The following is a 24,534-nucleotide window of genomic DNA, read 5'->3' as shown; positions in this document are numbered from 1 at the left end:
AAACGGCCATTGGCCATGCCTGCATGGCTCCCACCCTATCAAGGAACAAACGCCTCAGGACCTGACGTAGTGACCACTGCGGCCACCTTCCTTTTCCAGCAGGCAGATGGCTTCAATTACCATGCCACGATCTACCGCCTTGCACATATCGTAGAGGGTCAGCGCTGCCACCGAGGCCGCCGTCAGGGCTTCCATTTCCACCCCTGTGGTGCCCTTCAGTTTGCAGGAAGCCCGAATCAGCAGCGCATCCTCGCCCTCCTCGTCGATGGCGACCGTTACCTTGGTCAGCAATAACGGATGACACATGGGGATCAGGTCCCAGGTTTTCTTGGCAGCCTGAATGCCGGCGATACGGGCGGTGGCCAGCACATCGCCTTTGGGGTGACGCTGATCGCGGATCATCGCCAGGGTCTGCGGTTCCATCCGAATACGCGCCATGGCTGTGGCCTGCCGCTGCGTTTCCGCCTTGTCCGTCACGTCCACCATCTGGGCGCGTCCCTGGTCATCCAGGTGGGTAAACCGGTCCCCGGGCATTGATCACTCCTGTTGTCTGTGGCGCTGCTGCGCTACCATTCCCGCCCTGATTTGCGTCTGAATCCAGAGCCACGCGCGGGTATCGTGGATTCAGTTATCATTGTGCCCCATTTGGACGGGGTCGGTACCGGTAGGGTTGATATGAACAGCTTTGAGCCGCACATTACTGTGGCCTGTGTGGTGGAACAAGACGGGCGCTTCCTCTTTGTTCGGGAAATGAGCAAGGGCAAGGAAGTGCTGAATCAGCCCGCCGGGCATGTGGAGTTCGGGGAAAACCTGATGCAGGCCGCCTATCGGGAAACCCTCGAAGAGACCGCCTGGCAGGTAGAAGTCACCGATCTGCTGGGCTGGTATATCTTCCAGCCCTTCCGGGGCGCCGGGGTCTACTTCCGCACCTGTTTCGTGGCCAGGCCGGTCAGCCATGACCCGGCCCAGAAGCTGGATACCGGTATTCTTGGCGCCGAATGGCTGACCCCGGACGAACTGCGCAGCCGCCGCCCCCAACACCGTAGCGCCCTGGTGGAAAAATGCCTGGATGACTACCTGTCAGGACGCCGCTTGCCACTGGACACCATCTATCAGCACCCCTGGCCGCTACAACGCGGCTGACATGAAGGCAGCACCATGAGCCACGTTTCTGCAAAAGCCCCACAAGACACCCATGTGATCGTCGGCATGTCCGGCGGTGTGGATTCCTCGGTGGCCGCTGCGCGGTTGCTGGACGCGGGTTATCGCGTCGAGGGCCTGTTCATGAAGAACTGGAATGAGGATGACGGCACCGACTACTGCACCGCCCGGGAAGACCTGATGGATGCCATGCAGGTGGCCGGGGTGCTGGGTATCGAACTGCACACCGCCAACTTCGCGGCAGAATACTGGGACCGTGTCTTCGAGCACTTTCTTGCCGAGTACAAGGCCGGGCGCACCCCCAACCCGGACATCCTCTGCAACAAGGAAATCAAATTCCAGGCCTTTCTGGATCACGCCATCACCCTGGGGGCTGACTACATCGCCACCGGCCATTATTCCCGGGTGAGCCACGACGGCAAGGGCCGCTTGCTACGCGCGGTGGATACCAACAAGGACCAGACCTACTTCCTCCATGCCGTGGATCACCACAAATTCGCGCGCACCCTGTTCCCCTTGGGGGATCTGGAAAAGCCGGAAGTGCGGCGCATCGCCGAAGAAAAGGGCTTTGCCAATCACAAGAAGAAGGACTCCACCGGGATCTGCTTTATCGGCGAGCGCCGCTTCAAGGATTTTCTTGAACAGTACCTGCCCGCCCAGCCCGGCAAGATCGAGGACGATCATGGCAATGTGATCGGTGACCACGATGGCCTCATGTATTACACCCTGGGCCAGCGCCAGGGGCTGGGCATTGGTGGTCTCGCCAACGCCGGCGATGCCCCCTGGTATGTGGCCGGCAAGGATCTTGACCGCAACGTCCTGATCGCCGTGCAAGGCACCGATCACCCATTGCTTTACAGCCGCGAACTGACCAGCGCTCCCATGCAGTGGGTTGCCCTGGCAGCCCCGGCCTTGCCCGCCAGGCTCACCGCCAAGACCCGCTATCGGCAACCGGATCAGGCCTGCACCGTCAGCGATGCCGGGGATGGCCGCGTCCATGTGGTCTTTGATGAGCCCCAGCGTGCCGTCACGCCGGGCCAGTCCGTGGTGTTCTACGATGGCCCCCTGTGCCTGGGTGGCGCTGTCATTGAGGAAACGGCATGAGCGAACGCTTCAACCCGCAACAGCAACAGCTTCTGGCCCTGGCCGCGGTCTTTCAGGCCGCCCAGCTGGCCGACGACATCGCCCTTCGCGGTGACTGCGAACCGCGCGCCTTTGAGGCCCTGATGCAGGGCGTCATGGCCCTGGACGCGGACAGCTTTGACGCCATTTATCCGCAGCCTGCCCTGCTTCGTGATGGCGTCAGCCTCCTTAACCGCAGCCTCAACCGGGACTCCGCCGGTGGCAACCTGCGGCCACTCAATTATGGCCTCGCCTTGCTGCACCTGGCCGCCAAGCTGCGCAAGAGCGATGACACCGTGAATATCCTGCGCCATCGACTCAAGGCGCTGGATGGACAACAGGCCCATTTCAGCAGTGTGCGGGATGATGCCTTCTGCCACCGCCTGGCCGGCATCTATGTGGATACCCTGGGCACCTTCCGCTTTCGCATCCAGGTGAAGGGGGAACCCGCCCACCTGCAGGACGAAAACAAGGCCGCCCGGGTTCGCGCCCTGTTTCTGGCCGGGGTGCGCGCCGCCTTCCTCTGGCACCAGCTCGGCGGCCGCCGCTGGCAGTTGCTGTTCCAGAGGAAACGGCTTTTAAGTGCCATAGAGTCCATAGATATCAATAACCTATAGGTCACTCTTAAAGCTACTTGCAGGATCGGCGCTCTCTGTGCCCCGCGGGTATGAGCCGCGAACCGCGCGGTAGCGCGGAAATCGTCCGAAGGGCGATCAGGCGAATCAGAAGCCTGCATATCTCCAGGAACGCTTGCCGCAGCCATCACGCTCTGTTGCCTCGCTTCGCTCGGTTCGCCCCTCAAGCGGGGCGCCTACAGGGAGCATCCGCTAACCCGGCAAACAACAACGCAGCCTTTGCGGTTTTACGGTATCATTGCGCCGCTTTTACCCTCACGGAAACGATTCGGGAGCTATTTCCATGTCCAGCCTTACCTCTTTGAATGCCATTTCACCGGTCGATGGCCGCTATGCCGGCAAGGTGGATGCCCTGCGCCAAACCACCAGTGAATACGGCCTTATCCGCTTCCGCGTGCACGTGGAAGTGAGCTGGCTGGAACAGCTCGCCCACGACAAGAACATCCCCGAAGTGCCATTGATGAGCGGCCAGGCTGCCTGGCATCTGCGCGGTATAACCCGCGACTTCGATGTGGAGCATGCCGAACGCATCAAGGCCATCGAAGCCACCACCAACCATGACGTGAAGGCGGTGGAATACTTCATCAAGGAACAGATGGCCGAACACGAAGAGCTTGCCGGCATGAGCGAATTCGTTCACTTCGCCTGCACCAGTGAGGACATCAACAACCTGTCCTACTCCCTGATGCTCAAGGAAGCCCGGGAAATCCTGCTGCCGAAGATGGACCAGGTAATCAGCGCCATCCGTCGTCAGGCCCATGCCCAGGCGGATCAGCCCATGCTGTCACGGACCCATGGCCAGTCCGCCTCCCCCACCACCGTGGGCAAGGAAATGGCCAATGTGGTGGCCCGCCTGCAACGCCAGCGGGACCAGTTTGCCGCTGTGGCGCTGCTGGGCAAGATCAACGGTGCCGTGGGCAACTACAACGCCCACCTGTCCGCTTACCCGGATGTGGACTGGGAAGCCTTTGCCCGCCGTTTTGTGGAAGGCCTGGGCCTCACTTTCAATCCCTACACCACCCAGATCGAGCCACACGACTGCGTGGCCGAGTACTTCCACGCCCTGATGCGCTTCAACACTATCCTGCTCGATTTTGACCGTGACGTGTGGGGCTATATTTCCCTGGGCTACTTCAAGCAGAAGACCGTGGAAGGCGAAGTGGGCTCCTCCACCATGCCGCACAAGGTCAACCCCATCGACTTCGAAAACTCCGAAGGCAACCTGGGCCTGGCCAACGCCATCATGGATCATCTGGCGGCCAAGCTGCCGGTTTCCCGCTGGCAGCGTGACCTGACCGACTCCACCGTGCTGCGCAACGTGGGTGTGGGCCTGGCACACAGCCTGATCGCCTTCGAAGCCAGCCTGAAAGGTATTGGCAAACTGGAAGTGAACCCGGCCCGCCTGAATGCGGATCTGGATGCGGCCTGGGAAGTGCTGGCCGAGCCAATCCAGACGGTCATGCGCCGCTACGGTATCGAGAAGCCCTACGAAAAACTCAAGGCCCTGACCCGTGGCAAGGACGGTATCAACCAGGACACCCTGACCGCCTTTATCAATGATCTGGCGATTCCTGACGAAGCCAAGGAAATCCTGCTGGCCATGACCCCGGGCAGCTACATCGGCAATGCGCCCCAGCAAGCGCGCAATATCTGATGACCGACGCTCCGGGCCAGTCAGCCCTGACTCTGCCGCGCTTCACTCTGCCCATGAAGCCGGCAGCGTTTTTGCGGGACTACTGGCAGAAAAAGCCCCTGTTCATGCCCGGCGCCGCCAGCGGCCTGGATGAGCCAGACGCGGACACCCTGGCCGGGCTGGCGCTGGAAGACAACGTGGAAGCGCGCATCATTCGCGGCTCTGCCGGTGGCAGCTGGGAACTGAAACAGGGCCCGTTCGAGGAAACCGTGTTTGCCGAGCTGGGTGAGCGGGACTGGACCCTGCTGGTACAGTCCGTGGATCACTATCTCACCGATGTGTCCCTGCTGCTGGACAGTTTTGCCTTCCTGCCCAACTGGCGTCTGGAAGACATCATGATGAGCTATGCCGCCAAGGGTGGCAGCGTGGGGCCCCACTACGACCGCTATGACGTATTCCTGATCCAGGCCGCCGGCAGCCGCCGCTGGCAGATCGGTGATATCTGCGACGACAAAACGCCGAAACTGCCGCACCCTGATCTGAAGTTACTGGCCGATATGCCGGTGCGGGAAGCGTTCGTGGCCAATCCCGGTGATGTGCTCTACCTGCCACCCGGCGTAGCTCACCATGGGGTCGCCGAAGACAGTGACTGCATCACCTGGTCGGTGGGCTTCCGGGCCCCGGATTACCAGATGCTAATGGCGGAAATTGCCGGTGAATGTCTGGCCGATGCGGACAGCGAACTGTTCACCGACCCGGACCGGCCAGTGACGGGAGACCCGTCAGTACTGGCCGATGCAGACCGGCAGCAACTGATTCGCGGCGCCCTGGACCTGCTCAACCCGGCGGCCATTGAGCGTGCAGTTTATCGCTGGCTGTCCACGCCCCGGCTGGATGGACTTGAATTTGCCGTCGATGATGCCCATATTCGCCACCGCGATCCATCGATCGCCCTGGTGCGCCATGGTAGTGTGCGCCTGATTTTGCAGGGCAACATTGCCTGGTTAAACGGTGAGCCCTACTCACTGACAGAACAACAACGACCACTGGTACAGCTGCTGGCCCGCCAGCGCTGCTATACCCGTGACGCGCTGGATGCGGTAATGCAGCCAGCCGGGAGTGAATTGCTACATGACTGGATTGAACAGGGCTTCTTCGCCCCACTATAACGAGACCCCTATGGCTATCAGCATTATCGAGACCCGCTGGGACGAACACGAAAGCGCCCTGCGAGCCCTTCGCCAGAAGGTCTTTATCAACGAGCAACATGTTCCCGAAGAGCTGGAGTGGGATGGCGAAGACGATAACGCCGTCCATTTTCTGGCCCTGGACCGGGAACAAAACCCGGTGGGTTGTATCCGTCTGCTGCCGACCGGGCAGATCAGCCGTCTGTGTGTGCTCTCCGAGCAACGCAACAACGGGGTTGGCAGTTCCCTGCTGGTCGCGGCGGAAGAAGCCGCCCGCGCCAAGGGTATGGAAGAAATCTTTCTGCACGCCCAGACCCACGCCACCAGCTTCTACGAAGCGGCCGGTTTTGCAGTGTCCGGCGGCATCTTCATGGATGCCAATATCCCCCACCGCCAGATGTTCAAACCCCTGGTCTGATGCCTTTTGTCATCGGTGACGACGACACCCTGCACCACCCGGAATTCCACGAGGCCGGCACGGCGCTGGCCAGCTTGATCCTGGCCTGCCGCCGCAGCCTGTGGCTGCGGGTGCCCTCGCTGGATAACCTGACCGCCGACCGGGTCGTCTGCGATGCTCTCAAGCAGCTGGGATTGAGCAGTGAAAGAGTGGATATTCGCATTCAGTACGACAGCCAGGACGACGCAATCCGCAACGGCCACCGCCTGATCCACCTGGCGCGCAGGCTGCCTTCCCGTATCCAGCTTCGCCAGAGCCAGGACGATGACAGGGATGGCCAGCTTTGCTTTGCCATCGGTGACAACACCGGCCTGTTTGAAGCCAGCGGCTGGCCCCGGCCCGCCCGGCTGGACCTGTGTGCCCACCGGCTGCCCAGGGCGCCTCGACTGGCGCGGCAGTTTCAGGAGCAATGGGAGCGCGCCTTCCATTCAACCGAGTTGAGGGAGCTACGCCTGTAGGCGCCTCGCTCGCGGAGGATGCCCGGCCAGCTGGGCCTGCCGTGCCGGAAGGCCGGGTTACAGACTCGCTGTCAGCCGCCAGTTCAGCTGCCCGCTGGCCTGATATTTTTCCTCGAAATCCGTCAACGGCTCGTGTTGTTCTGGCAACGCGGACAATGTCGCCTGGATACCACTGATCTGCAGCGCCGCCTGCACTTCTTGCAGATACAGGGGCCAGTTACTGCGCATTTCCAGCTCCCCACCCAGAGACAGCAAGGTGGGCCACACCGGGTGACCGTGCCAGCGCCGCTTGAGATGGGCGCTTTTGGGCCAGGGGTTGGGATAGAGAATCTGGTGGCGGTGAAGTTGCCAGCCCTCTCCGGCCATCAGCCGCCACAGGCCAGCGCAATCGGCCCGCAGCAACAACAGGTTGTCAGGAAGGGTCTCAAACCGCCTTGTCGCCCGGTCCAGCCGCACGGCGGACTGGTCCACGCCGACCACCAGGGCATTCGGATTCTGGCTGGCCAGCGCACGGGACGAGCGGCCGGTGCCACAACCGGAATCCAGCATCAGGGGTCTCTCACTGCCCTGCGCATCACGCCATTGCTGCAATCGGCGAAATGCCTGGACATCATGATCGGCAATGGGGGCGCGCCAGGGGTGCTGCAGATGACGGCGGACCACCCGATCCAGGTCGTCATGGATGGAGGTCTGGTTGGTGGTAACGCTTCGGCTGTTGGCAAACATGGCAACTCTGGGGTTGTTCACAGGCGGCGGCCATTATGCCTGTGATCCTCTCACCATGCGCAGTGGAACCGCCATGGTACAGTGAGAAAAAGTCCGCGGGAGCCGGTCATGGAAAGAAGCATTCACGTTTGCCGAACCCTGGTGTTCTTGCTGTTACTGGTGCTGGTCGTACCCGCGGCAGCGGATAACCTGCGAATCCATGTCCTGCCACGCCCGGACGCCCCCGCCCTGCTTCCCGTGATCGAACCCCTGCTGCCGCCTGGAGGCAGTGTGCGGGCCTACCAGGGCAAACTGATCATTCGCACCACCGATAGCAATATGGCAGAGCTGGAGCAGGCGTTGAGCAGCCTGGAAGCCACGCCCTCTGCGCTGGTTGTCCATCTGCGCCGCCATGGCAGCAGCAGTGAACAACGGCACGGTGTGAATACCCGCATCCAGGGGCAAATACCCGGCGGTGTCTCCGGCGACATTCGCATTCAACAGAGTCAGCGCCAGACAAGCCAGCAGGACCATTACCGGATCCGCACCCTCAGCGGTTACCCGGCCCATATCAGCCAGGGCACCCTGCTCGCCCTCGGCGGCGGCTATTACGGCACCGTGTTTGCCGAGCTGCAACAGGGAATTCAGGTAGTCCCACAACTGACCCCGGACGGCAGCGTCGTCCTGCAGATCCGCCAGCGCTACGACCAACCGGGCGACCAGGGCGTGGCATACACCCAATCCAGCGGCACCACCCTGCGGCTACAGCCGGGTGTCTGGCAACCCATGGGCAGCATCCGCGTAGACCGCCAACAGGACCAGCGTGGTATCGGCGGGGTGCAGAGCAGCAGCCAGCAAGTCAATCTGCCGTTGGAAGTGATGGTGGAGATCAGTGAATAGTTAACAGTGAACAGTTACGCGGCGAACAACAGGCAGGGATTAAAACGCAAGAGGCCGCGCCCAACGATTGGGCGCGGCCTCTTTGCTTTCAAGAACCGCGACACGAGAACGCGTCGCTGTTAACTGTTAATTATTCACTGTTAACCGTTGTTCTTCAGCTCACGGCGACGACGGTGCAGAACCGGCTCGGTGTAGCCGCTGGGCTGGGAGCAGCCCTCGAACACCAGTTCTACCGCTGCCTGGAATGCGACGGAGTTGTCGAAGTCCTTGGCCATGGGCACGTACAGCGGATCGTTGGCGTTCTGACGATCGACCACTTCGGCCATGCGCTTCAGGGTTTCCATCACCTGTTCCTGGTTGGTGATGCCGTGGTGCAGCCAGTTGGTCACGTGCTGGCTGGAGATACGCAGGGTGGCGCGGTCTTCCATCAGGCCCACATCATTGATGTCCGGCACCTTGGAACAGCCGACGCCCTGGTCGATCCAGCGCACCATGTAACCCAGAATACCCTGGGCGTTGTTATCCAGCTCCTGCTGGATCTCCTCGGCGGACAGCTCACGGGTGAGCAGCGGCACGGTGAGGATGTCGTCCAGGGAGGCACGCTTGCGGTTGGCCAGCTCTTTCTGCACCTGGGCCACGTTCACTTCGTGGTAATGGGTCACGTGCAGGGTAGCGGCGGTCGGGGACGGTACCCAGGCGCAGTTGGCACCGGCTTTCGGGTGACCAGCCTTGGTGGCCATCATCTCGGCCATCTCGTCCGGCTTGGGCCACATGCCCTTGCCGATCTGGGCGTGGCCCGGCAGGCCGCACTCCAGGCCGATATCCACGTTCCAGTCTTCGTAGGCGTTGATCCACGGCAGGGCTTTCATGTCGCCCTTGCGCGCCATGGGGCCCGCTTCCATGGAAGTGTGCATTTCGTCACCGGTACGATCCAGGAAGCCGGTGTTGATGAAGATCACACGCTCCTTGGCCTGACGGATACACTCCTTCAGGTTGACGGTGGTGCGGCGTTCTTCGTCCATAATGCCAATTTTCAAGGTGTTAGGAGCCAAACCTAAGGCTTTTTCTACACGCTCGAACAGCTCAACGGCGAAGGCCACTTCTTCCGGGCCGTGCATCTTCGGCTTCACGATGTACATGGAACCGGTGCGGCTGTTGCTCAGTTTATTGAGCTTCTTCAGGTCATGCAGACCCGCCAGTACGGTCACCATGCCGTCCATGATGCCTTCCGGAGTCTCTTCCCCGTTCATCAGGATGGCCGGGTTGGTCATCAGGTGGCCCACGTTACGAACCAGCAGCAGGGAGCGGCCGTGCAGGGTCAGCGTGGAGCCGTCCAGGGCGGTGTACTCGCGATCCGGGTTCATGGCACGGGTCATGGTCTTGCCGCCCTTCTCGAAGGATTCCTGCAGGTCGCCCTTCATCAGGCCGGCCCAGTTGCGGTACACCTCGACCTTGTCTTCCGCATCCACGGCAGCCACGGAGTCTTCGCAGTCCTGGATGGTGGTGATGGCGGATTCCAGCAGCACATCCTTCATGTTCGCCGCGTCTTCAGCACCAATCGGGTGGCTGGCGTCGATCTGGATTTCCGCATGCAGGTTGTTGTGCTTGAGCAGGATGCCGGACGGAGCCGCCGCATCGCCCACGTAGCCCTGCAGCTGGGACTCGTCTTTCAGGCCGCTCTTGTCACCGCCCAGAGACACTTCCAGCTTGCCATCGACGATGGCGTAGCCAGTGCTGTCCTTGTGGGAGCCGCTGGCCAGGGGGAAATAGTTATCCAGGAAGTCGCGGGCCCAGGCGATCACCTTGGCGCCACGCTTGGGGTTGTAGGCACCGCCTTTCTCGGCGCCGCCTTCATCGGAAATCACGTCGGTGCCGTACAGGGCATCGTACAGGCTGCCCCAGCGGGCATTGGCCGCGTTCAGGGCGAAGCGGGCATTCTTCACCGGTACCACCAGCTGCGGGCCGGCGATGGTGCCGATCTCGTCATCCACATTTTCGGTGGTGACCTTGAAGTCGTCGCCTTCCGGCAACAGGTAGCCGATCTCGGTCAGGAACTGCTTGTACTCGGCCATGTCGATGGCCTGGCCTTTACGGGCCTTGTACCACTCATCCAGTTGCGCCTGGATGGTTTCACGCTTTTCCAGCAGCGCCTTGTTCTTGGGCGCCAGGTCCTTGAGGATGCTTTCCAGCTCGGCCCAGAAGTGTTCCGGGTCCACGCCGGTGCCCGGCGCAATCTCGTTGACTACCAGATCATGGAGTTCGGCAGCGATTTCGAGGCTACCCTTCTGAATACGATCGGTCATGGTGCTCCTACCCTTCTGGTCGAGAGAGTCTTGGTTAATCGGGACATTCAGCGAAAACCCAAGGGTCGATCTCACGTCAGTGAGCTCGGAGGAAATCACAGAAGCCCGGGGAAACGGTTACATGGCCATCCGATGGACAGCCCCGCAAAAAGGCGCGGGCATTTTACCGGAAACGTGGCCGTGAATCATGTTTAGTGGCAAATCAGGGAAAATCGTTGCTTTTTTGATCAACCGAACAGGTTGACCACATCCAGCCGATGGGCCTGTTCGCCGCCCTGCTGCTGGCCGTCTTCCAGGTTCTCGAAATCAAACAGACGGGTATCGGCCAATTGGGAGGGGGCGATATTCTGGATCGCGGCAAAGATGTTCTCGATGCGCCCGGGCTGGTCCCGGTCCCACTTGTTGAGCATCTCCTTGATCACCTGCCGTTGCAGGTTTTCCTGGGAGCCGCACAGATTGCAGGGAATGATCGGGAAATCCTTGAAGTTGGAAAACGCGATAATGTCCTTTTCCCGACAGTAGGCCAGCGGGCGAATGACGATATTGCGGTTATCGTCGCTGCGCAGCTTGGGCGGCATGGCTTTCATCTTGCCGCCGTAGAACATGTTCAGGAACAGGGTTTCAATGATGTCGTCACGGTGATGGCCCAGGGCGATCTTGTTGGCGCCGATTTCCTCGGCAAACCCGTACAGGCTGCCCCGGCGCAGGCGGGAACACAGACCACAGGTGGTTTTGCCCTCGGGGACCTTCTCCTTGACGATGGAATAGGTGTCCTTTTCCAGGATGTGGTAGGCCACCCCTTCCTTTTCCAGGTATTCGGGCAGTACATGCTCCGGGAAGCCTGGCTGCTTCTGGTCCAGGTTCACCGCCACCAGCTCGAAATTCACCGGTGCCGAATGCTGCAGATTGCGCAGGATTTCCAGCATGGTGTAGGAATCCTTGCCGCCGGACAGGCATACCATCACCTTGTCGCCCTCACCGATCATATTGAAATCGGCAATGGCACGACCGACCTCACGCCGCAGCTTCTTCTGCAACTTGTTGAGGCGGGTCCGTTGTTTGGCGTCCAGGGCGTCCACAGACATTACGTCACCTTCATTTTGCGGATCAATCGGCGGTACAGCGCGGGGCTCCAGCGTTTCAGGTAGACGCCCGCCCCTTCGCGGCCGGCGATGATAACCTGATCACGGCCACGCTGCACGGCCTTCACCAGCCGTTCGGCGCATTCTTCAGGGGGAATACCGGCTTCCTGGGCCTCGTCCATACTGCCCTGGGCGGAACCATCCGCAGTGAGCGCATTGAGCGAGACATTGGTACGGATAAAGCCGGGCATCACCAGGGTCACCCGGATTCCGGCATCGTACTCTTCCGCACGCAGGGATTCGAAGAACCCATGCAGGGCATGCTTGCTGGCGCTGTAGGCGCTGCGCAGGGGCGTGGGCAACTCACCCACCAGCGAGGTGACCACCACAAACCGGCCACTGCCCTGCTCTTTCAGCCAGGGCAGCACCGCCTTGGTCAATGCCACCGCCCCGAAGAAATTCACCTCCATGATGCGCCGATCCACCTCAAGATCAGTATCCGCCACCAGGGAACGCTGGGAGATGCCGCCGTTATGGATCACCTGATCCAGGCGATCAAAGCGGTTACGCACGGCCTCCACCGCCGCAGGCATGGCGCCGCTATCCGCCAGATCCAGCGGCAGGACCAGGTGATCATCACTGTTGACCAGCCCCTCGCGGACCCGTTGCAGCTCCGCTTCCCGGCGGGCAGAAAGCACCAGCGTTGCGCCGCGTCGGGCATATTCCTTCGCCACTGCCTCGCCAATGCCGGAGGATGCTCCGGTAATCCATACCACCTTGCCAGCCAGCGTTTCGGCCATCTAACACGCTCCTTGAAGTGAAAAGACACCGCAAGGGTAATGCTATGGACAGGAAATCCAAAGACTGAAACGCCAAATACGCCAACTACACAGCCGCTGTAGGAGCGCCTCTCGAGGCGCGAACCGGCCGTGGCATGCTTTAGCTTACAGACTAACCTGCATACAACTGGCGAGCCCTGAAACGCCTGATCGCCCTTTGGTCAATCCCGCACTGCGTGCGGTTCGCACCTCAAGTGGTGCTCCTACAGCAGCCTTGTCGCTATTTATTTCAGTTCTTTGGAGGACAGCCCCAGCAGGTGCCGCGCGACGATCAACTGCTGGATCTGCTGGGTACCTTCGAAGATGTCGATAATCTTGGAATCCCGGGCCAGCTTTTCCAGCAGAGTCCGCTCGGAATAACCCAGCTCGCCGCACAGGGCCACACACTTGAGGGTGACGTCGTTGCCCATGCGCCCGGCCTTGGCCTTGCACATGGAAGCCTCCTTGGAATTGGGCTGGTCATTGTCGGCCATCCAGGCTGCCTTGAGGGTCATCAGCCGGGCCGCTTCCAGGTCGGCTTCCAGGCGGTAAAGTTCCAGCTCCCGGGCCGTAGAGTTATAAGGTTGTTTCGAGAAATCAGCGCCAACCCCTTCTTTTTCAAATATTTCCCGGGTAATTTCCAACGCAGCACGGGCCACACCCAGGGCCATGGCAGCCACTTGCGGCCGGGTGTTATCAAAGGTCTGCATAACCCCACCGAATGCCTTCTTGCGGGCTTCCTCGGTGTCACCGATCTCCGCAGAACCGAGAATATGGTCCTTGGGAATGCGGCAGTTATTGAAAGACAGCGCCGCGGTATCGGACACCCGCAGGCCCATCTTGTCTTCCACCCGCACCAGCTGGAGGCCCGGGTTATCGCGGGGGACAATAAAGGATTTGATCGCCGCCTTGCCCAGGGATTTATCCAGTGTCGCCCAGACCACCACCGCGTCGCAGCGCTGGCCGGCGGTGCAGTAGATTTTCTCGCCGTTGAGGACCCACTCGTCACCGTCCAGTTCGGCAGTGGTGCTGACGGCGGCGGAATCCGAGCCGGCACCCGGCTCAGTGATGGCCATGGCACAGTAGAGCTTGCCGTATTTTTCTTTCTGCTCCGGGGTGCCCACCGCCATGACGGCCGCATTGCCAAGCCCTGAGCCCGGGATCGAGAGCATGAGGCCCACATCCCCCCAGCACATGGCTTCCACCGCCAGGATGCCGGTCATGTTGCTGCCATTTTTGATCTCGTCGCCACCGCCCTTGCCGCCGCTGCCGCGGGGCATGGCCGCCATCATCTGTGCCACGGGTTTCAGTTCTTCCGGGGTGTCGCAGTGCTCGATGGCGTCGTATTTACGGGCAATGGGACGAAAGACACCCGCCGCCAGTTGCTGGGCCATCTGCTGGACCTGTTGGAGCTTGGCCGGGATTTCCAGGTTGATCATGTCTCTCTCCTATACCATCAGGCTGCCGTGCAACACGGCGATGCTGCGCAGGTTGCGGTACCACATTTCCAGCGGGTAATCGCGCACAAAGCCGGCACCACCGAACAGCTGGATGCCGTTGGTACCAATCTCCATGGCTTTTTCCATGCACTGCAGCTGGGCCAGATAGGCCTCCCTGTGGAAATCCAGTCCCTGCTCCGCGCGGCTGGCGGCACGCAACATCATCAGACGCATGCCTTCGATCTCGATGCCCATATTCGCCACCATAAAGGCCACAGACTGACGCCAGGCAATGGGTTCACCGAAGGCCTTGCGCTCTTTCACGTAGGGAATGGCGTATTCCATGACCGCCTGACAGCAACCCACGGCCATGGCACATTGCCCAATACGGCTCAAGCCCAGCAGACGATCCAGATCAAAGTGCGGCAACCGGTCATGGGCCGGAACCCTGACGTTTTCCAGGGTCAGCGTGGCCGTATTGGCGCTGCGCAACCCCATGCAAGCCTCGGCAGCAATGGTCAGGCCCGGGGCATCCGCCGGCACCACAAACGCCGCCACCTCACTCTCCGTGGCAGCGATCACCACGAACCACTGACATTGGCCCGCCATGGGCACCAGGCTTTTCACACCGTTCAGCGTATAACCATCGCTTTCTTTACGGGCTGTTGTGGCCGGCATCGTCGGTTCGAAGGTGGCACGGGGTTCATTGAGGGCCACGGCGGCGCCAACGAAGGTTTCGGATGCCAACGCCGTCAACCAGCGCTCCTGCTGCTGCTCGTCAGCAAAATCCATCAGCGCATTCACCGCAGACAGGGGCTGGAGCGCCGCCAAGGTATGGGACATGTCACCCTGAGCCAGGTCTTCCACGGCCAGGGCATTGGAGAGCGGCGAACGGGGCATTCCCACTCCCCCCAGGGCTTCCGGCATTGGCATCAATGCCAGACCAAAACCGCTAATGGCATCGAGCAGGCCCGCATCCGCCGCCGCAGCGTCGTCGGCAGCTCTGGCCTGGTTTGACAAGGTATCGCGGGCGAGACGCCGCATGCTCTCGCGGGTAATACGCTGCTCTTCTGTCAGCGTGAGATCGAACAGTGGGGTCGACATGGTCTGGCCTCAGAGTGTCGGGTTAACACAACCAATCAAACGATTGTTTTACGCAACACAGTCTGTCAGCTTATGTCTACCTCTCACAATGACATCACTGTGACCCGGGATGAGAAAAACGGTAAAGTCGAAAAAAAGCCATCAGGCCAGCTACAGGATTGTGTTTCTTACGTGTTTACCCTGATCCCCGCCGACCCACCGGAACGGGCCATCCGCCTGCGCCGCCAGATCATGGCTCTTTATTCCTATTGCCTGTTGTGGGCGGGAACCATCATCGGTGTCGAGCTCAGCGCCTTTGCTCCCGATACCCCCCACCTGACCCTCTTTTCGGTCCTTTTTGCCATCAATCTGGTGTTTTTCCTGATCATTCGCAGCGGGCTCAGTGAGCGCTTCGCCGACCCCAGCCTGACCATTGTGCAGATGGCCACGGGGATCGTACTGACCACAGTGATCCTTCACTACACCCGGGAGTTGCGCGGCGCCATGCTGAGCATCTACTTCATGGTCATGACGTTCGGCATCTTCGCCCTGGATCGGCGCCGCCAGATGGCCATGGCAGGTTTTACCCTGCTCTGTTTCACCCTGCTACAGATCTACGAATGGCGGGAAACCCCCCAGCAGGCCATTTTTTCGTTTCTGATCGGACACTGGATCATTCTTGCCCTGATTCTCTGCTGGTTCATTTACATGGGGGGCTATATCCACAATTTGCAGACCCGGGTCAGGGACCAGCGGGAAAATCTGCGCGACGCCCATCGACGCCTGGAAGCCATTGCCGTCCGCGATGATCTCACCGGCCTGTACAACCGCCGCCATTTCCTGGAACGGCTGGAAGAGGAAATCTCCCTGGCCAACCGTAACCACACCAGCCTCCACCTGGCGATTATCGACCTGGACCATTTCAAGCAGGTCAACGACAACCACGGCCATCACAGTGGCGACGAAGTCCTTAGCCGCTTTGGCCGGATCGCCAGCCAGAGTCTGCGCAAGTCGGACCTGCTGGCCCGCTACGGGGGAGAGGAATTTGTGGTGCTGTTCCCCCATGCCTCGCAGAGCGCCTGCGAAGCGGCCCTTGAGCGCCTGCGCCAGCAGTTTTCAGAACAGCATTACGATTTTGCTCCATCGCTACAGACGACCTTTTCTGCCGGTCTCACCGCCTTTCAGGAAGGGGAAACGGCGGATCAGTTAACCAAGCGGGCCGATACCGCCTTGTATGAGGCAAAATCCCACGGCCGAGACCGGATCATCAGCCTGCCCTGAGCCAAACACCGGGAATGCCTGGAGCCCCTGAACAACTCCCGGTATGCTTGCGGCCAGCGGAGGACTCCATGTCAGATATCACCAATCCCAGCCTTAAAAATACCGTTCGCCAATATTTCCAGGACCAGGGTGATGACGCACCCACCTGGACGGAAATCCACGGCATGTTATGCGCGCTGGCCGTAGGACCAGAGGCGGAGACCGTAGACTATGCGGCGGAGCTGGAGATGCCGGTTCCCGAGGAAGTCTGTGATGCCCTCAACCGTCTCAAAGAGCGGCTGGTCACCCAGTTGCTGGGCGGCGATGCCATCAACCTGCCCTGCCTGCTGGACCCGTACCAGGACGATGACGGCCAGGACCTGGCAAGCTGGTGTGCCGGCTTCATGACCGGGGTGTTCGTGGATGAGCAAGCCTGGTACCAGGACGATGAAGAACAGATGGCGCAATTGCTGCTGCCCTTTATCCTGATCTCCGGCGTGGATGATGACGAAGCCCTGGACACGCTCTGGGACAACACCCAGGTTGTCCGGCAAATGGCCCTGAGTGTTCCGGAGATTCTGGAAGAGCTCTACCTGGTATTCCATGGCCCTGATCAGGGAGAGGACCCCGCTTAGGGAACCTTCCCCGCTAACGTGACACAGTTCTGCGCCTTGTTGCTTCTCTCCGACTAGTCTTGAGGTAAGCGCTGCCGCGATCCCAAAAACGCTTCTTACAAAGCGGCAGCCCGATAACACTCTGGGGGGAAATCAAGGTGCGCATCTGCATTGTCACCGGCCTGCTGATTCCGGCACTGGCCTTCGCTGAAACAGCCACCAACAACCCTTGCCCCACCTTGGTCAGTGCGGCTTTCACAACCGACGTGGAAAATCGCGAACCCGTTTCCTCATTGGCAACCGCCCCACTTTCAGCCAATGAACTGCTGTTTTTCACTGCCATCCAGGGTGGCAATGGCCAGCAGCTGCATCACACCTGGTCCTACAACGGTGACGCTATCGTCGATGTCACCCTGGCGGTAGGTTCGGACTACTGGCGCACCTGGTCATCGAAGACCTTTGCCGGCCTTGACCTGGCCGTGGGCGGTCAGTGGCAGGTCCAGGTTTCTACCCAAAGTGGCTGTCAGCTGGGAACCTGGACCCTGACCCTGAGCGAGGATGGGGCTGCCAGCCAGATGGCGCCTGCACACGCCACGCCACCGGCCCCCTCGGGGCACGCCGAGCCGGAAAGCGCGGATCCCTCACCGGTGGATCTCAGTAAACATTACGACGTGATCCGACAGTTGCTTGACCTTGGTGACACCCGCGCAGCCAAGGTGGCCATACGCCGTGCCCGCCAGCTCACCGACAACCCGCAACAACAGAACGCGCTTGATTCCCTGGCCACGAATAACGAAGCCTTTGCGCAACTGGAGAGAATGATCCGCCAGCGGGATATCCATGGTGCCCGGGAATTGATGCAGACCCTGGAGATTTCGATCTCGCCCGACAGTCCAGTTTACCCGGCACTGCAAAGTCGGCAAAGACTGCTGGAACGGCTGGAGGGCGACGATCGCAACGAACCGATCTTCCAGTCCGCATCCAGCCCCTGATCATGACGGGCCGGAGGCCTCAGTCATCCTTGAGGGAAAGGTGGCTGATATCCGGAACCACGGGCGCTTTTTCCTCTTTTTTCTGACCCAGTACCTCGCCGGCCTGTGCCATGCTCAAGTGGCTGACATCCGGTGCTGGCGGGGGTGCCTTCTTGTCGCTGTTATCCATTTTTGCGCCAACCTCCGCCACAGAAAAAGCGCCGGAAAATCCGGTGCCACCGGTGCGGATCGTGCCCACCGTTTCCAGCTCGCCCGTTGAGGCCTGCGCATCCCCCTGGCTGTCCGTTCGGACCGCGGCCGCCGTGTCACGGACAGGCGCCGACGGTTGTGGGGCTGACGGCGGCGTCGCGGCTTCTGCCACCGGGCGCAATTCGCACTCGGCACCGGCCTGTTTCAGTACCGCCCGGAATTTCATGGCAGTGGCCTGATCCGCATCCTTTTTCAGCACCACAGGCTGGCCGGAGAACAGCTTCTCCACCCGCGGGGCCTCCATCTTGAAAATTTTTCCCAGGTTGGCCTTCACGGTGGCAAGGTCCGAGCCTTTCACCAGTTGACCGGTAAACACAATATGAAAACGGGCGTCGGCCATTGTGGCGTCCTCTCTCGTTGTTGCTGCCTTCCCCATGTGGCGATCTGGGTCAGCAGGGTCAGTCATCGTCCAGCGGGGTTTGAGCGCGCGCCCCAGGCGAACCTCAACCCATCTGACTGGCAGCATATTCCGCCAGTGCAGCGATGGTCCGCGACGGATTCAAGCCCAATGCACGGGGCACCATGGCACCATCAATCACAAACAGATTGGGGTAGTTGAACACCTCTCCCCGGTGATCTACCACGCCCTGTTCCACAGAATCCGCCATATTGCAGCCCCCCAGAGGGTGAGGGGTCACCAGATCCTTGAACCAGTTCCATGTGGCTGGAGTCATGGGCTTGCCGCCAGTGGCGGCGGTCAGGGCCAGATGCCTGTCGGCAAGGGCCTGCACCGCTTTTTCTGCCTGGCGGTAATCCCAGTCCAGTTTCAGGCGGTCTTTTTTCCAGGGCCAGTACCAACGACGCCCCAGAGAGAAACGGCCGCCGGGATCATCCATGGCCTGTCCGAACCAGGGCATCATCTTCGCAAAGGGGTCACTGCTGTCACCGTATTCGACCATGGCAGCGCCCAGCCGGGTACCTGCGAATCGCGGATCTTTTCCCAGCCGTTCCATCCAGCTGCCGAGGATATCCGGCACGCCGCCATCTTCGACAAAGTAGCGCGCCCCGCCATCGGAGCCATCCAGATAGTCGATGGCGCTGGTGATGGTGGGCCCGCGAGTGGGCGAAACCCGGCGCTCGTCGTAGAAAGCCATGGTGGCAAAGTCGCCATTGCAGGACCAGTTATGGCCCAGCTTGCGGCTGAGTTTCGGCAAGGTCTTGTATTGATCCCGGCAGCGCAGCAGCAATTCCGTGGACCCCATGGAGCCGGCGGCCACGATCACTTTCTCCGCCTTGAAACGTCGCCAGCAATGACCCTCCAGGTCACGGGCCAGCACTTCATAGCCGCCGCCCTGCATAGCCCGAATGGTGCGCACATGATGCAGAGGACGAACATCGGCACCGGCATTCTCCGCCGCCGCCAGGTAATTCATGTCCAGGGTGTTCTTGGCTTGCACCGGGCAACCCAGATCGCAATTCCCGCAATGCACACAGGTGCCCTGGGTCTTGCCCTGTGGGTTCACCCAGGATTGGCTGTGGCCATAGTCATAGGGATCATCACGCTCCGGACTCCAGTCCGGATCGAAGGTGATCGCCTGGGGAACGATACGAAACCGCTCTCCGGCACCCACCGCCTCGGCCCCCTCTTTCATCAGGTGGGTTCGTGCTGTCCACTGATTGGCCGGCAGCTCCTGGACGTTGAGCATGACACCGGTGGTGTCGTAATGAGGCTTGAGGGTGGTGTAGTCGATGGCCTCGGGCCAGCCCTGCGCAAAGGCCTCGGGTCTGGCCTCAATGCTGACATTGGCGTAAATCAGGGAACCACCGCCAACGCCGGCACCGGTGGCGATACTCATGTCGCCGAAATAGCGAAAATCAAGCCAACCGTTCTGTTTCTCAGGCTCGTCCTCATCCCAGAACCAGTCTCGCTGGGAAACCGAGGGATAGGCCTCAGGCAACCAGCGCCGGCCCCGCTCCAGCACGACCACCTGACTTCCCTTCTCCGCCATACGGCAGGCCATCACCGAGCCACCGAAGCCGCTGCCGATGATCAGGACATCCACATTTTCCATCGTCTCCCCCATCCCCTTTTCTTGTCGTTGCCTTTGCGACAACGCTATTTTAATCAAGGTTTTGCACTATAAAATTAACGCTCAATCCTGTCTATTTGCGGCACTTTCCAGTAATCTGGCCACTGTCTTCGCCGGCCTCATTGCAGCACCCATGGAACAGATCGATTTCGTCACTATTGAAGAGCAGCAACGCCCCCGCAAGCGTAACGGCGTCGCTCGCAAACCGGCTGCGAAGAAAGCCGCGAAGTCGCAGCGTCCGGGTGCCGTTCGCGATGGCTATCGCCGCCTCACCGCTGACATCCCCGCCGATCTGCATAAACGCCTGAAAATGCAGGCCCTGATGGAAGACCGTTCTGTTACGGAATTGATTGTTCAGGCCGCCGAGTGTTTTCTCCGTAATCGGGACTAGCCCGTCCACGTGTCGCCCCCATCCTTCACACAATCGTAACGCGCCTGTCATTCCTCCGCACTGTTCCACCCCCATCCTCCTCGTTGACGCCACCGTTGAGGAGCTCGCTGATGGCTGCGGATCTGTTTCTGTTGGGCTGTGCCCTGGTGTTCGGGGTAACCTTTCGCTTTCTGTTCCGTCACCTACCGGAAGAGCGCTGGCAATTCGTGGCCTCGCTACCCCTGAAAAAAAACAGTGACGGCTCCTGGCAAGGCCTCAACCTGACCTTTTATGGGTTGTTCACCGGCATCTCCGGGGGGCTCGGCGTTGCTGCCTTTATTCTTTTGACGGCATCCGCCGGCGTTGCGCTGGGAACCGCCCTGCTGCTCACTCTGGGCGTGCTTGCCATCTGTCTGCCCGCCGCCAAGATCATCGCCACTGTGGTTGAGAAGAACCGCCATGGTTTCACCGTGGGCGGCGCCAGCTTTGTCGGTATTATTATCGCTCCCCTGTTTCTCTGGCTGGCGGATATGGCCAGCCAGCGCTGGTGGGATACGGCCCTGCCGATTCTGCCCATGTTGGCGGCCATGTCGATTGCCTATGTGTTGGGTGAAGGTATCGGCCGGCTGGCCTGCATCAGTTTCGGCTGCTGTTATGGCAAGGCGCTCAGACATTCACCGTCCTGGGCTCAGCGCCTGTTCAGCACCTTGAATCATGTGTTTATCGGCAAGACCAAGAAGATCGCCTTTGCCGGCGAAATGGAGGCAGTGAAGGTCATACCCATCCAGGCAATCACCTGCGTGGTGTACACCGCTCTGGCCCTGTTGTGCAGCGCGCTCTTCTTCCACCAGCAGTTTGCCCTGGCCTTTGCCCTGAGCCTGGTGGGAAGCCAGTTGTGGCGGGTTTATTCAGAGACACTGCGGGCGGACTACCGAGGCGGCAGCAAGCTGTTCTCCGTCTACCAGATGATGGCCCTCTTTGCCGCACTCTACGGCATCGTCATCAGTCTGGTACTGCCGGTCCATGCGGGTCTGGTACCGGATCTGGCAGCAGGCCTGGGCGCTCTGTGGTCACCGGGGGTGATTCTCAGTCTGCAGGTGATCACCGTGACCATGTTCTTCTTTTCCGGCACCAGCACCATCACCACCGGGGAGCTTCGCTTCGGCCTGGCCGCTGACTGGCGCAGCCAGGCAGGCTGTGAAGAGGCAGGGTGCAAGGGAGAGGGAAAGGCGGCAGCTTGAACAGCTGCAAGCTACAAGCTACAAGCCTCAAGCTACAACACGAGAAACGAATGTAGGGTTTCCAACGTATGAAGCCGCGCCCAGGACTCGGGCGCGGCCTCTTACGTTTCAAATACCAACATGATTGAGCCGCGTTGTAGCTTGTAGCTTGAGGCCTTGACCTCACCCCAACGCCACCGCCTTCACCTGCGCATACAACTGCGCACCGGGAAATACCTCCAGTTCCCGGGCGGAACGGCTGGAGATACGGGCCAGCAGCCGCTGGTCCCCCAGGACCAGTTGCACCACCGCCTGGCCCGGGCCCACTTCACGCAGACCTGCCACCTGAACCGGGTGGATATTGAGAATGCTGGAATCCTCTGGCGCCTGCCTGCACAGGCTGACATCCCTGGCCGCAATCCGCAGCCGCACCGGGGCATCTCCGGCCACCGGTCGCGCCGCCGGCAGCCAGAATGTCTGCCGCGCCACGTTCACTGCCTGCAAATGATCCCGACTGTCGTAAGCGCCTAACTCTCCGTACAGCAACGCGGTAGCATCGCCCCGCTGGGCCAGCGGGCCATCCAGCCGTGCCAGCTCCTCATGGGCCTTGCCACTTGCCACGATCCGCCCCTGTTCCATCAGCCAGACTTGCCGCGACAGGGTCAGCAATTCATCCAGGTCGTGGGTAACGTAAATCACCGGTACCTGAGTGGCGATGGCGCTGATCATGCCAAGAAGCTCCTGCTTGTGGCCATGATCCAGCGCCGACAAGGGTTCATCCAGCAGCAACAACTCCGGGCCGGCCATTAAGGCGCGAGCCAGTGCCACCCGCTGGGCCTCACCACCGGACAGTGTCTCAACAGAACGGGCCAGCAGGGGTTCAATGCGGGTCTGGCCGACCACCCTCGCCAGATCTTCCCCACTGGCACCGCGGCGCTTTCTCACATAGTCCAGATTGCCGCGAACATCCAGATGGCGAAACAGGGTCGGCGCTTGAAACATCATGCCCAAGGGCCGTTCCCAGGGAGGAAGCCGGAAACCCTCGGTATGCCACAATTGATCCCCGAAGCGGATTTCCCCCTCGCATTCCTGGAGCCCGGCCAGCATTCGCAGCAGGGTACTTTTGCCGGAGCCGGAAGGGCCAAACAGCACAGTCACGCCACTGGCGGCAAGCTGTGCCTGTACCTGCAGACGGCACTGCCCCACCTGCCCGGCCAGGGAAAATGCCAGACTCAAGGCATCACCCCCACGTTCTGTTTGCGCTGCCAGCGGAACAGGGCCCACAACATCATCACCGACATCACCAGCAGCACACCGGCCAGCCGATGGGCATTGGCATAGTCTCCGGCTTCCACATGTTCATACAGCGCCACGGATGCCACACGGGTTTCTCCGGCAAGGCTGCCACCGATCATCAACACCACACCGAATTCCCCCAGCGTATGGGCAATACCGAGAATAGCCGCGCTGGCATAGCCCTGCCGGGCCTGGGGAATCACCAGCGAGAAGAACCGGTCCAGGGGACGGGCACCCGAGACCGCCGCCATATCTAACTGCCTGGTCTCGATGGCGGCGAAGGCATTCTTCAGGGGCTGCAGGACAAATGGCAGCGAGTAGATCAGCGACCCGATCACCAGGCCGGTAAAGCTGAACGCCAGGGAACGGGCCTCTCCCCACTGGGTCACCCAGCCACCAGGACCGTTCGGCCCCAGCCCGATCAGCAGATAAAACCCCAGCACCGAAGGCGGCAGTACCAGTGGCAGGGCCAACAAGGCTTCCAGTAACGCCTGACCGGGCAAACGGCGGCGGGCCAGCCACCAGGCCAGCGGCGTACACACCAGCAGTAGGATGGCGGTGGTGACCAGCGCCAGTTTGATGCTTACCCAGAGCGCCAGCCAGTCGCCATCACTCACCATCGTCATCGGCGACCTCGTCAGTACCGTATCCCAACCCGTTAATTCTCTCCCTGGCCGGGGCAGAAAACAGAAACGCATAAAAATGCCGGGCGGCCTCGGAATCCCTGAGCAGGCCCGCCTGTTGGCGTATGGGAGGATAAAGGCCATCGGGAATACGCCACTGCCGCCCACCCTTGTCCTGCACCTGACTCAAGGCGACAAATGCCGCCTGGGCGGCACCACTGTGCGCAAAGTGATAGCTCTGACCCACGTTCTCTGCCTGCACAAGAACCACCGACTCAGGCAGCGGAAAGCGTGCCAGTACCACCTGGGCGGCTTCCCCATAGGGGGCGGTGCGGGGATTGGCCATGGCCACCGGCGACACCTGACCGGCGACCAGCGACGGCCCGGCCAGGACCGGCCCGGCATCCGGTGACCACAACACCAGTCTGCCAATCGCATAGGTCCGTACCGTCTCCGGCAGAATCAACCCTTCCGAGGCCAGCTCTTGCGGTCGACGAGCGTCCGCGGCCAGGAAAATATCATAGGGCGCGCCTTGACGAATCTGGGCCGCAAGCTTGCCGGTGGACCCCACCGTGATCTGAATCTCCGCCTCCGGGTGATGCTGGCGATACGCCTCAACCAGTTGCTTCAACGGAGAAGAAAAATTGGCGGCAACGGCAACCTGTACAGGCTCCGCCGCTGCGGTGGCCGCCACCATCAACAACAGGCTGACAAGCAAACACTTCATGAAGGCTCCAGGACCATGAGCGAACGCCCAGTCTAACCCGAATCAGGCACTCCATGGATGACAGCAGCCCACCGATGGCGCTTTGCTGGCAAAGCGAAGATTTCAGAAAGCACCGGGCTTGATTGACCTCTTCGCCTTGCGAGCAAGGCGCCAACGACGCGCGAATGGAA

Annotated in this window: 25 protein-coding genes; 13 read left to right on the top strand and 12 right to left on the bottom strand. The window is 60.7% G+C overall.

Annotated elements, in window-relative coordinates; all coding sequences use genetic code 11:
• Positions 1-54: 54 nt before the first annotated feature.
• The gene (gene moaC, locus C4S63_RS04365) at positions 55-534 is read right to left on the bottom strand and encodes a cyclic pyranopterin monophosphate synthase MoaC (RefSeq protein ID WP_103916818.1); all 480 of its coding nucleotides are present in this window, start codon (positions 532-534) and stop codon (positions 55-57) included.
• 141 nt (positions 535-675) lie between these two features.
• Here moaC and C4S63_RS04360 point away from each other — a divergent pair, with 141 nt between their 5' ends.
• The 7 genes from C4S63_RS04360 to C4S63_RS04330 all read left to right on the top strand — a co-directional run bounded on the left by C4S63_RS04360 (position 676) and on the right by C4S63_RS04330 (position 6,653).
• Positions 676-1,143: an NUDIX hydrolase gene (locus C4S63_RS04360; RefSeq protein WP_103917052.1), complete on the top strand. Its 468-nt coding sequence runs from the start codon at positions 676-678 to the stop codon at positions 1,141-1,143.
• A 15-nt stretch (positions 1,144-1,158) separates the two neighbouring features.
• Positions 1,159-2,265 (top strand): tRNA 2-thiouridine(34) synthase MnmA, encoded by a 1,107-nt coding sequence (gene mnmA, locus C4S63_RS04355; RefSeq protein WP_062817263.1) that lies wholly within the window; start codon positions 1,159-1,161, stop codon positions 2,263-2,265.
• Positions 2,262-2,900 (top strand): high frequency lysogenization protein HflD, encoded by a 639-nt coding sequence (gene hflD / locus C4S63_RS04350; RefSeq protein WP_062817262.1) that lies wholly within the window; start codon positions 2,262-2,264, stop codon positions 2,898-2,900. Before mnmA ends, hflD begins: the two co-directional genes overlap by 4 nt.
• Positions 2,901-3,201: 301 nt before the next feature.
• Positions 3,202-4,572 (top strand): adenylosuccinate lyase, encoded by a 1,371-nt coding sequence (gene purB / locus C4S63_RS04345; RefSeq protein ID WP_063508049.1) that lies wholly within the window; start codon positions 3,202-3,204, stop codon positions 4,570-4,572.
• Complete coding sequence (locus C4S63_RS04340) at positions 4,572-5,720, top strand: JmjC domain-containing protein (protein ID WP_103916817.1); 1,149 nt, start codon at positions 4,572-4,574, stop codon at positions 5,718-5,720. Before purB ends, C4S63_RS04340 begins: the two co-directional genes overlap by 1 nt.
• 10 nt (positions 5,721-5,730) lie before the next feature.
• On the top strand, positions 5,731-6,156 hold the full coding sequence (locus C4S63_RS04335) for a GNAT family N-acetyltransferase (protein WP_062817259.1): 426 nt from the start codon (positions 5,731-5,733) through the stop codon (positions 6,154-6,156).
• Positions 6,156-6,653, top strand: a complete 498-nt coding sequence (locus C4S63_RS04330) for a hypothetical protein (RefSeq protein ID WP_103916816.1) — start codon at positions 6,156-6,158, stop codon at positions 6,651-6,653. The genes C4S63_RS04335 and C4S63_RS04330 overlap by 1 nt, the downstream gene beginning before the upstream one ends.
• Before the next feature lie 57 nt (positions 6,654-6,710).
• Here the strand turns inward: C4S63_RS04330 and C4S63_RS04325 are convergent, their stop codons facing one another.
• Positions 6,711-7,379, bottom strand: coding sequence for a tRNA (guanosine(46)-N(7))-methyltransferase TrmB (locus C4S63_RS04325; protein ID WP_062817257.1), 669 nt, complete (start codon positions 7,377-7,379; stop codon positions 6,711-6,713).
• Positions 7,380-7,487: 108 nt separating this feature from the next.
• Between C4S63_RS04325 and C4S63_RS04320 the strand changes: the two genes are divergently transcribed.
• Positions 7,488-8,258 (top strand): hypothetical protein, encoded by a 771-nt coding sequence (locus C4S63_RS04320; protein ID WP_234999932.1) that lies wholly within the window; start codon positions 7,488-7,490, stop codon positions 8,256-8,258.
• A 140-nt stretch (positions 8,259-8,398) separates the two neighbouring features.
• Here the strand turns inward: C4S63_RS04320 and C4S63_RS04315 are convergent, their stop codons facing one another.
• The 5 genes from C4S63_RS04315 to C4S63_RS04295 all read right to left on the bottom strand — a co-directional run bounded on the left by C4S63_RS04315 (position 8,399) and on the right by C4S63_RS04295 (position 15,004).
• Positions 8,399-10,561 carry a malate synthase G gene (locus tag C4S63_RS04315; protein ID WP_103916815.1) on the bottom strand — a complete coding sequence of 721 codons (2,163 nt, stop codon included), beginning with the start codon at positions 10,559-10,561 and terminating at the stop codon, positions 8,399-8,401.
• Between the two features lie 227 nt (positions 10,562-10,788).
• Positions 10,789-11,646, bottom strand: coding sequence for a tRNA 2-thiocytidine(32) synthetase TtcA (ttcA, locus tag C4S63_RS04310; protein ID WP_062817255.1), 858 nt, complete (start codon positions 11,644-11,646; stop codon positions 10,789-10,791).
• On the bottom strand, positions 11,646-12,443 hold the full coding sequence (locus tag C4S63_RS04305) for an SDR family oxidoreductase (protein ID WP_103916814.1): 798 nt from the start codon (positions 12,441-12,443) through the stop codon (positions 11,646-11,648). The genes ttcA and C4S63_RS04305 overlap by 1 nt, the downstream gene beginning before the upstream one ends.
• A 263-nt stretch (positions 12,444-12,706) precedes the next feature.
• Positions 12,707-13,900 (bottom strand): acyl-CoA dehydrogenase family protein, encoded by a 1,194-nt coding sequence (locus tag C4S63_RS04300; protein WP_103916813.1) that lies wholly within the window; start codon positions 13,898-13,900, stop codon positions 12,707-12,709.
• Positions 13,901-13,909: 9 nt separating this feature from the next.
• A complete protein-coding gene (locus tag C4S63_RS04295; RefSeq protein WP_103916812.1) occupies positions 13,910-15,004 on the bottom strand; it encodes an acyl-CoA dehydrogenase family protein in 1,095 nt (364 codons plus the stop codon).
• Between the two features lie 171 nt (positions 15,005-15,175).
• Here C4S63_RS04295 and C4S63_RS04290 point away from each other — a divergent pair, with 171 nt between their 5' ends.
• The 3 genes from C4S63_RS04290 to C4S63_RS04280 all read left to right on the top strand — a co-directional run bounded on the left by C4S63_RS04290 (position 15,176) and on the right by C4S63_RS04280 (position 17,849).
• Positions 15,176-16,264, top strand: a complete 1,089-nt coding sequence (locus C4S63_RS04290) for a diguanylate cyclase (RefSeq protein WP_234999931.1) — start codon at positions 15,176-15,178, stop codon at positions 16,262-16,264.
• Between the two features lie 68 nt (positions 16,265-16,332).
• On the top strand, positions 16,333-16,878 hold the full coding sequence (locus C4S63_RS04285) for a YecA family protein (protein ID WP_103916811.1): 546 nt from the start codon (positions 16,333-16,335) through the stop codon (positions 16,876-16,878).
• A gap of 137 nt (positions 16,879-17,015) precedes the next feature.
• Positions 17,016-17,849 carry a DUF2914 domain-containing protein gene (locus tag C4S63_RS04280; RefSeq protein WP_160052714.1) on the top strand — a complete coding sequence of 278 codons (834 nt, stop codon included), beginning with the start codon at positions 17,016-17,018 and terminating at the stop codon, positions 17,847-17,849.
• Between the two features lie 19 nt (positions 17,850-17,868).
• On the opposite strand, the gene C4S63_RS04275 is transcribed toward C4S63_RS04280, so the two are convergent.
• Together C4S63_RS04275 and C4S63_RS04270 are read right to left on the bottom strand one after the other, a co-directional pair.
• A complete protein-coding gene (locus C4S63_RS04275; RefSeq protein ID WP_103916809.1) occupies positions 17,869-18,438 on the bottom strand; it encodes a hypothetical protein in 570 nt (189 codons plus the stop codon).
• A gap of 103 nt (positions 18,439-18,541) precedes the next feature.
• A complete protein-coding gene (locus C4S63_RS04270; protein ID WP_103916808.1) occupies positions 18,542-20,110 on the bottom strand; it encodes a GMC family oxidoreductase in 1,569 nt (522 codons plus the stop codon).
• 151 nt (positions 20,111-20,261) lie between these two features.
• Here C4S63_RS04270 and C4S63_RS04265 point away from each other — a divergent pair, with 151 nt between their 5' ends.
• Both C4S63_RS04265 and C4S63_RS04260 read left to right on the top strand, forming a co-directional pair.
• Positions 20,262-20,519 (top strand): hypothetical protein, encoded by a 258-nt coding sequence (locus C4S63_RS04265; RefSeq protein WP_063527005.1) that lies wholly within the window; start codon positions 20,262-20,264, stop codon positions 20,517-20,519.
• Between the two features lie 110 nt (positions 20,520-20,629).
• Positions 20,630-21,739, top strand: coding sequence for a prolipoprotein diacylglyceryl transferase family protein (locus tag C4S63_RS04260; protein ID WP_103916807.1), 1,110 nt, complete (start codon positions 20,630-20,632; stop codon positions 21,737-21,739).
• Positions 21,740-21,901: 162 nt separating this feature from the next.
• On the opposite strand, the gene modC is transcribed toward C4S63_RS04260, so the two are convergent.
• Genes modC through modA form a run of 3 tightly spaced genes read right to left on the bottom strand, consistent with a single transcriptional unit; the run spans position 21,902 to position 24,364 of the window.
• Entirely contained in the window at positions 21,902-22,954 is a 1,053-nt protein-coding gene (gene modC, locus C4S63_RS04255; protein ID WP_103916806.1) for a molybdenum ABC transporter ATP-binding protein, read from the bottom strand.
• Positions 22,951-23,634: a molybdate ABC transporter permease subunit gene (gene modB / locus C4S63_RS04250; RefSeq protein WP_063508035.1), complete on the bottom strand. Its 684-nt coding sequence runs from the start codon at positions 23,632-23,634 to the stop codon at positions 22,951-22,953. The genes modC and modB overlap by 4 nt, the downstream gene beginning before the upstream one ends.
• Positions 23,624-24,364, bottom strand: coding sequence for a molybdate ABC transporter substrate-binding protein (gene modA, locus C4S63_RS04245; protein ID WP_103916805.1), 741 nt, complete (start codon positions 24,362-24,364; stop codon positions 23,624-23,626). Before modA ends, modB begins: the two co-directional genes overlap by 11 nt.
• Positions 24,365-24,534: the final 170 nt, after the last annotated feature.

The organism is Alcanivorax sp. DSM 26293 (genome assembly GCF_900107995.1).
Classification (GTDB): domain Bacteria; phylum Pseudomonadota; class Gammaproteobacteria; order Pseudomonadales; family Alcanivoracaceae; genus Alcanivorax.
Note: the sequence above shows the minus strand (reverse complement) of the source record. Positions and strands in the feature narration are given on the sequence as shown.

Coding starts and splice junctions, on each gene's coding strand:
- moaC (WP_103916818.1), bottom strand. CDS start 534: ATGCCCGGGGACCGGTTTACCCACCTGGATGACCAGGGACGCGCCCAG.
- C4S63_RS04360 (WP_103917052.1), top strand. CDS start 676: ATGAACAGCTTTGAGCCGCACATTACTGTGGCCTGTGTGGTGGAACAA.
- mnmA (WP_062817263.1), top strand. CDS start 1,159: ATGAGCCACGTTTCTGCAAAAGCCCCACAAGACACCCATGTGATCGTC.
- hflD (WP_062817262.1), top strand. CDS start 2,262: ATGAGCGAACGCTTCAACCCGCAACAGCAACAGCTTCTGGCCCTGGCC.
- purB (WP_063508049.1), top strand. CDS start 3,202: ATGTCCAGCCTTACCTCTTTGAATGCCATTTCACCGGTCGATGGCCGC.
- C4S63_RS04340 (WP_103916817.1), top strand. CDS start 4,572: ATGACCGACGCTCCGGGCCAGTCAGCCCTGACTCTGCCGCGCTTCACT.
- C4S63_RS04335 (WP_062817259.1), top strand. CDS start 5,731: ATGGCTATCAGCATTATCGAGACCCGCTGGGACGAACACGAAAGCGCC.
- C4S63_RS04330 (WP_103916816.1), top strand. CDS start 6,156: ATGCCTTTTGTCATCGGTGACGACGACACCCTGCACCACCCGGAATTC.
- C4S63_RS04325 (WP_062817257.1), bottom strand. CDS start 7,379: ATGTTTGCCAACAGCCGAAGCGTTACCACCAACCAGACCTCCATCCAT.
- C4S63_RS04320 (WP_234999932.1), top strand. CDS start 7,488: ATGGAAAGAAGCATTCACGTTTGCCGAACCCTGGTGTTCTTGCTGTTA.
- C4S63_RS04315 (WP_103916815.1), bottom strand. CDS start 10,561: ATGACCGATCGTATTCAGAAGGGTAGCCTCGAAATCGCTGCCGAACTC.
- ttcA (WP_062817255.1), bottom strand. CDS start 11,646: ATGTCTGTGGACGCCCTGGACGCCAAACAACGGACCCGCCTCAACAAG.
- C4S63_RS04305 (WP_103916814.1), bottom strand. CDS start 12,443: ATGGCCGAAACGCTGGCTGGCAAGGTGGTATGGATTACCGGAGCATCC.
- C4S63_RS04300 (WP_103916813.1), bottom strand. CDS start 13,900: ATGATCAACCTGGAAATCCCGGCCAAGCTCCAACAGGTCCAGCAGATG.
- C4S63_RS04295 (WP_103916812.1), bottom strand. CDS start 15,004: ATGTCGACCCCACTGTTCGATCTCACGCTGACAGAAGAGCAGCGTATT.
- C4S63_RS04285 (WP_103916811.1), top strand. CDS start 16,333: ATGTCAGATATCACCAATCCCAGCCTTAAAAATACCGTTCGCCAATAT.
- C4S63_RS04275 (WP_103916809.1), bottom strand. CDS start 18,438: ATGGCCGACGCCCGTTTTCATATTGTGTTTACCGGTCAACTGGTGAAA.
- C4S63_RS04270 (WP_103916808.1), bottom strand. CDS start 20,110: ATGGAAAATGTGGATGTCCTGATCATCGGCAGCGGCTTCGGTGGCTCG.
- C4S63_RS04265 (WP_063527005.1), top strand. CDS start 20,262: ATGGAACAGATCGATTTCGTCACTATTGAAGAGCAGCAACGCCCCCGC.
- C4S63_RS04260 (WP_103916807.1), top strand. CDS start 20,630: ATGGCTGCGGATCTGTTTCTGTTGGGCTGTGCCCTGGTGTTCGGGGTA.
- modB (WP_063508035.1), bottom strand. CDS start 23,634: ATGGTGAGTGATGGCGACTGGCTGGCGCTCTGGGTAAGCATCAAACTG.
- modA (WP_103916805.1), bottom strand. CDS start 24,364: ATGAAGTGTTTGCTTGTCAGCCTGTTGTTGATGGTGGCGGCCACCGCA.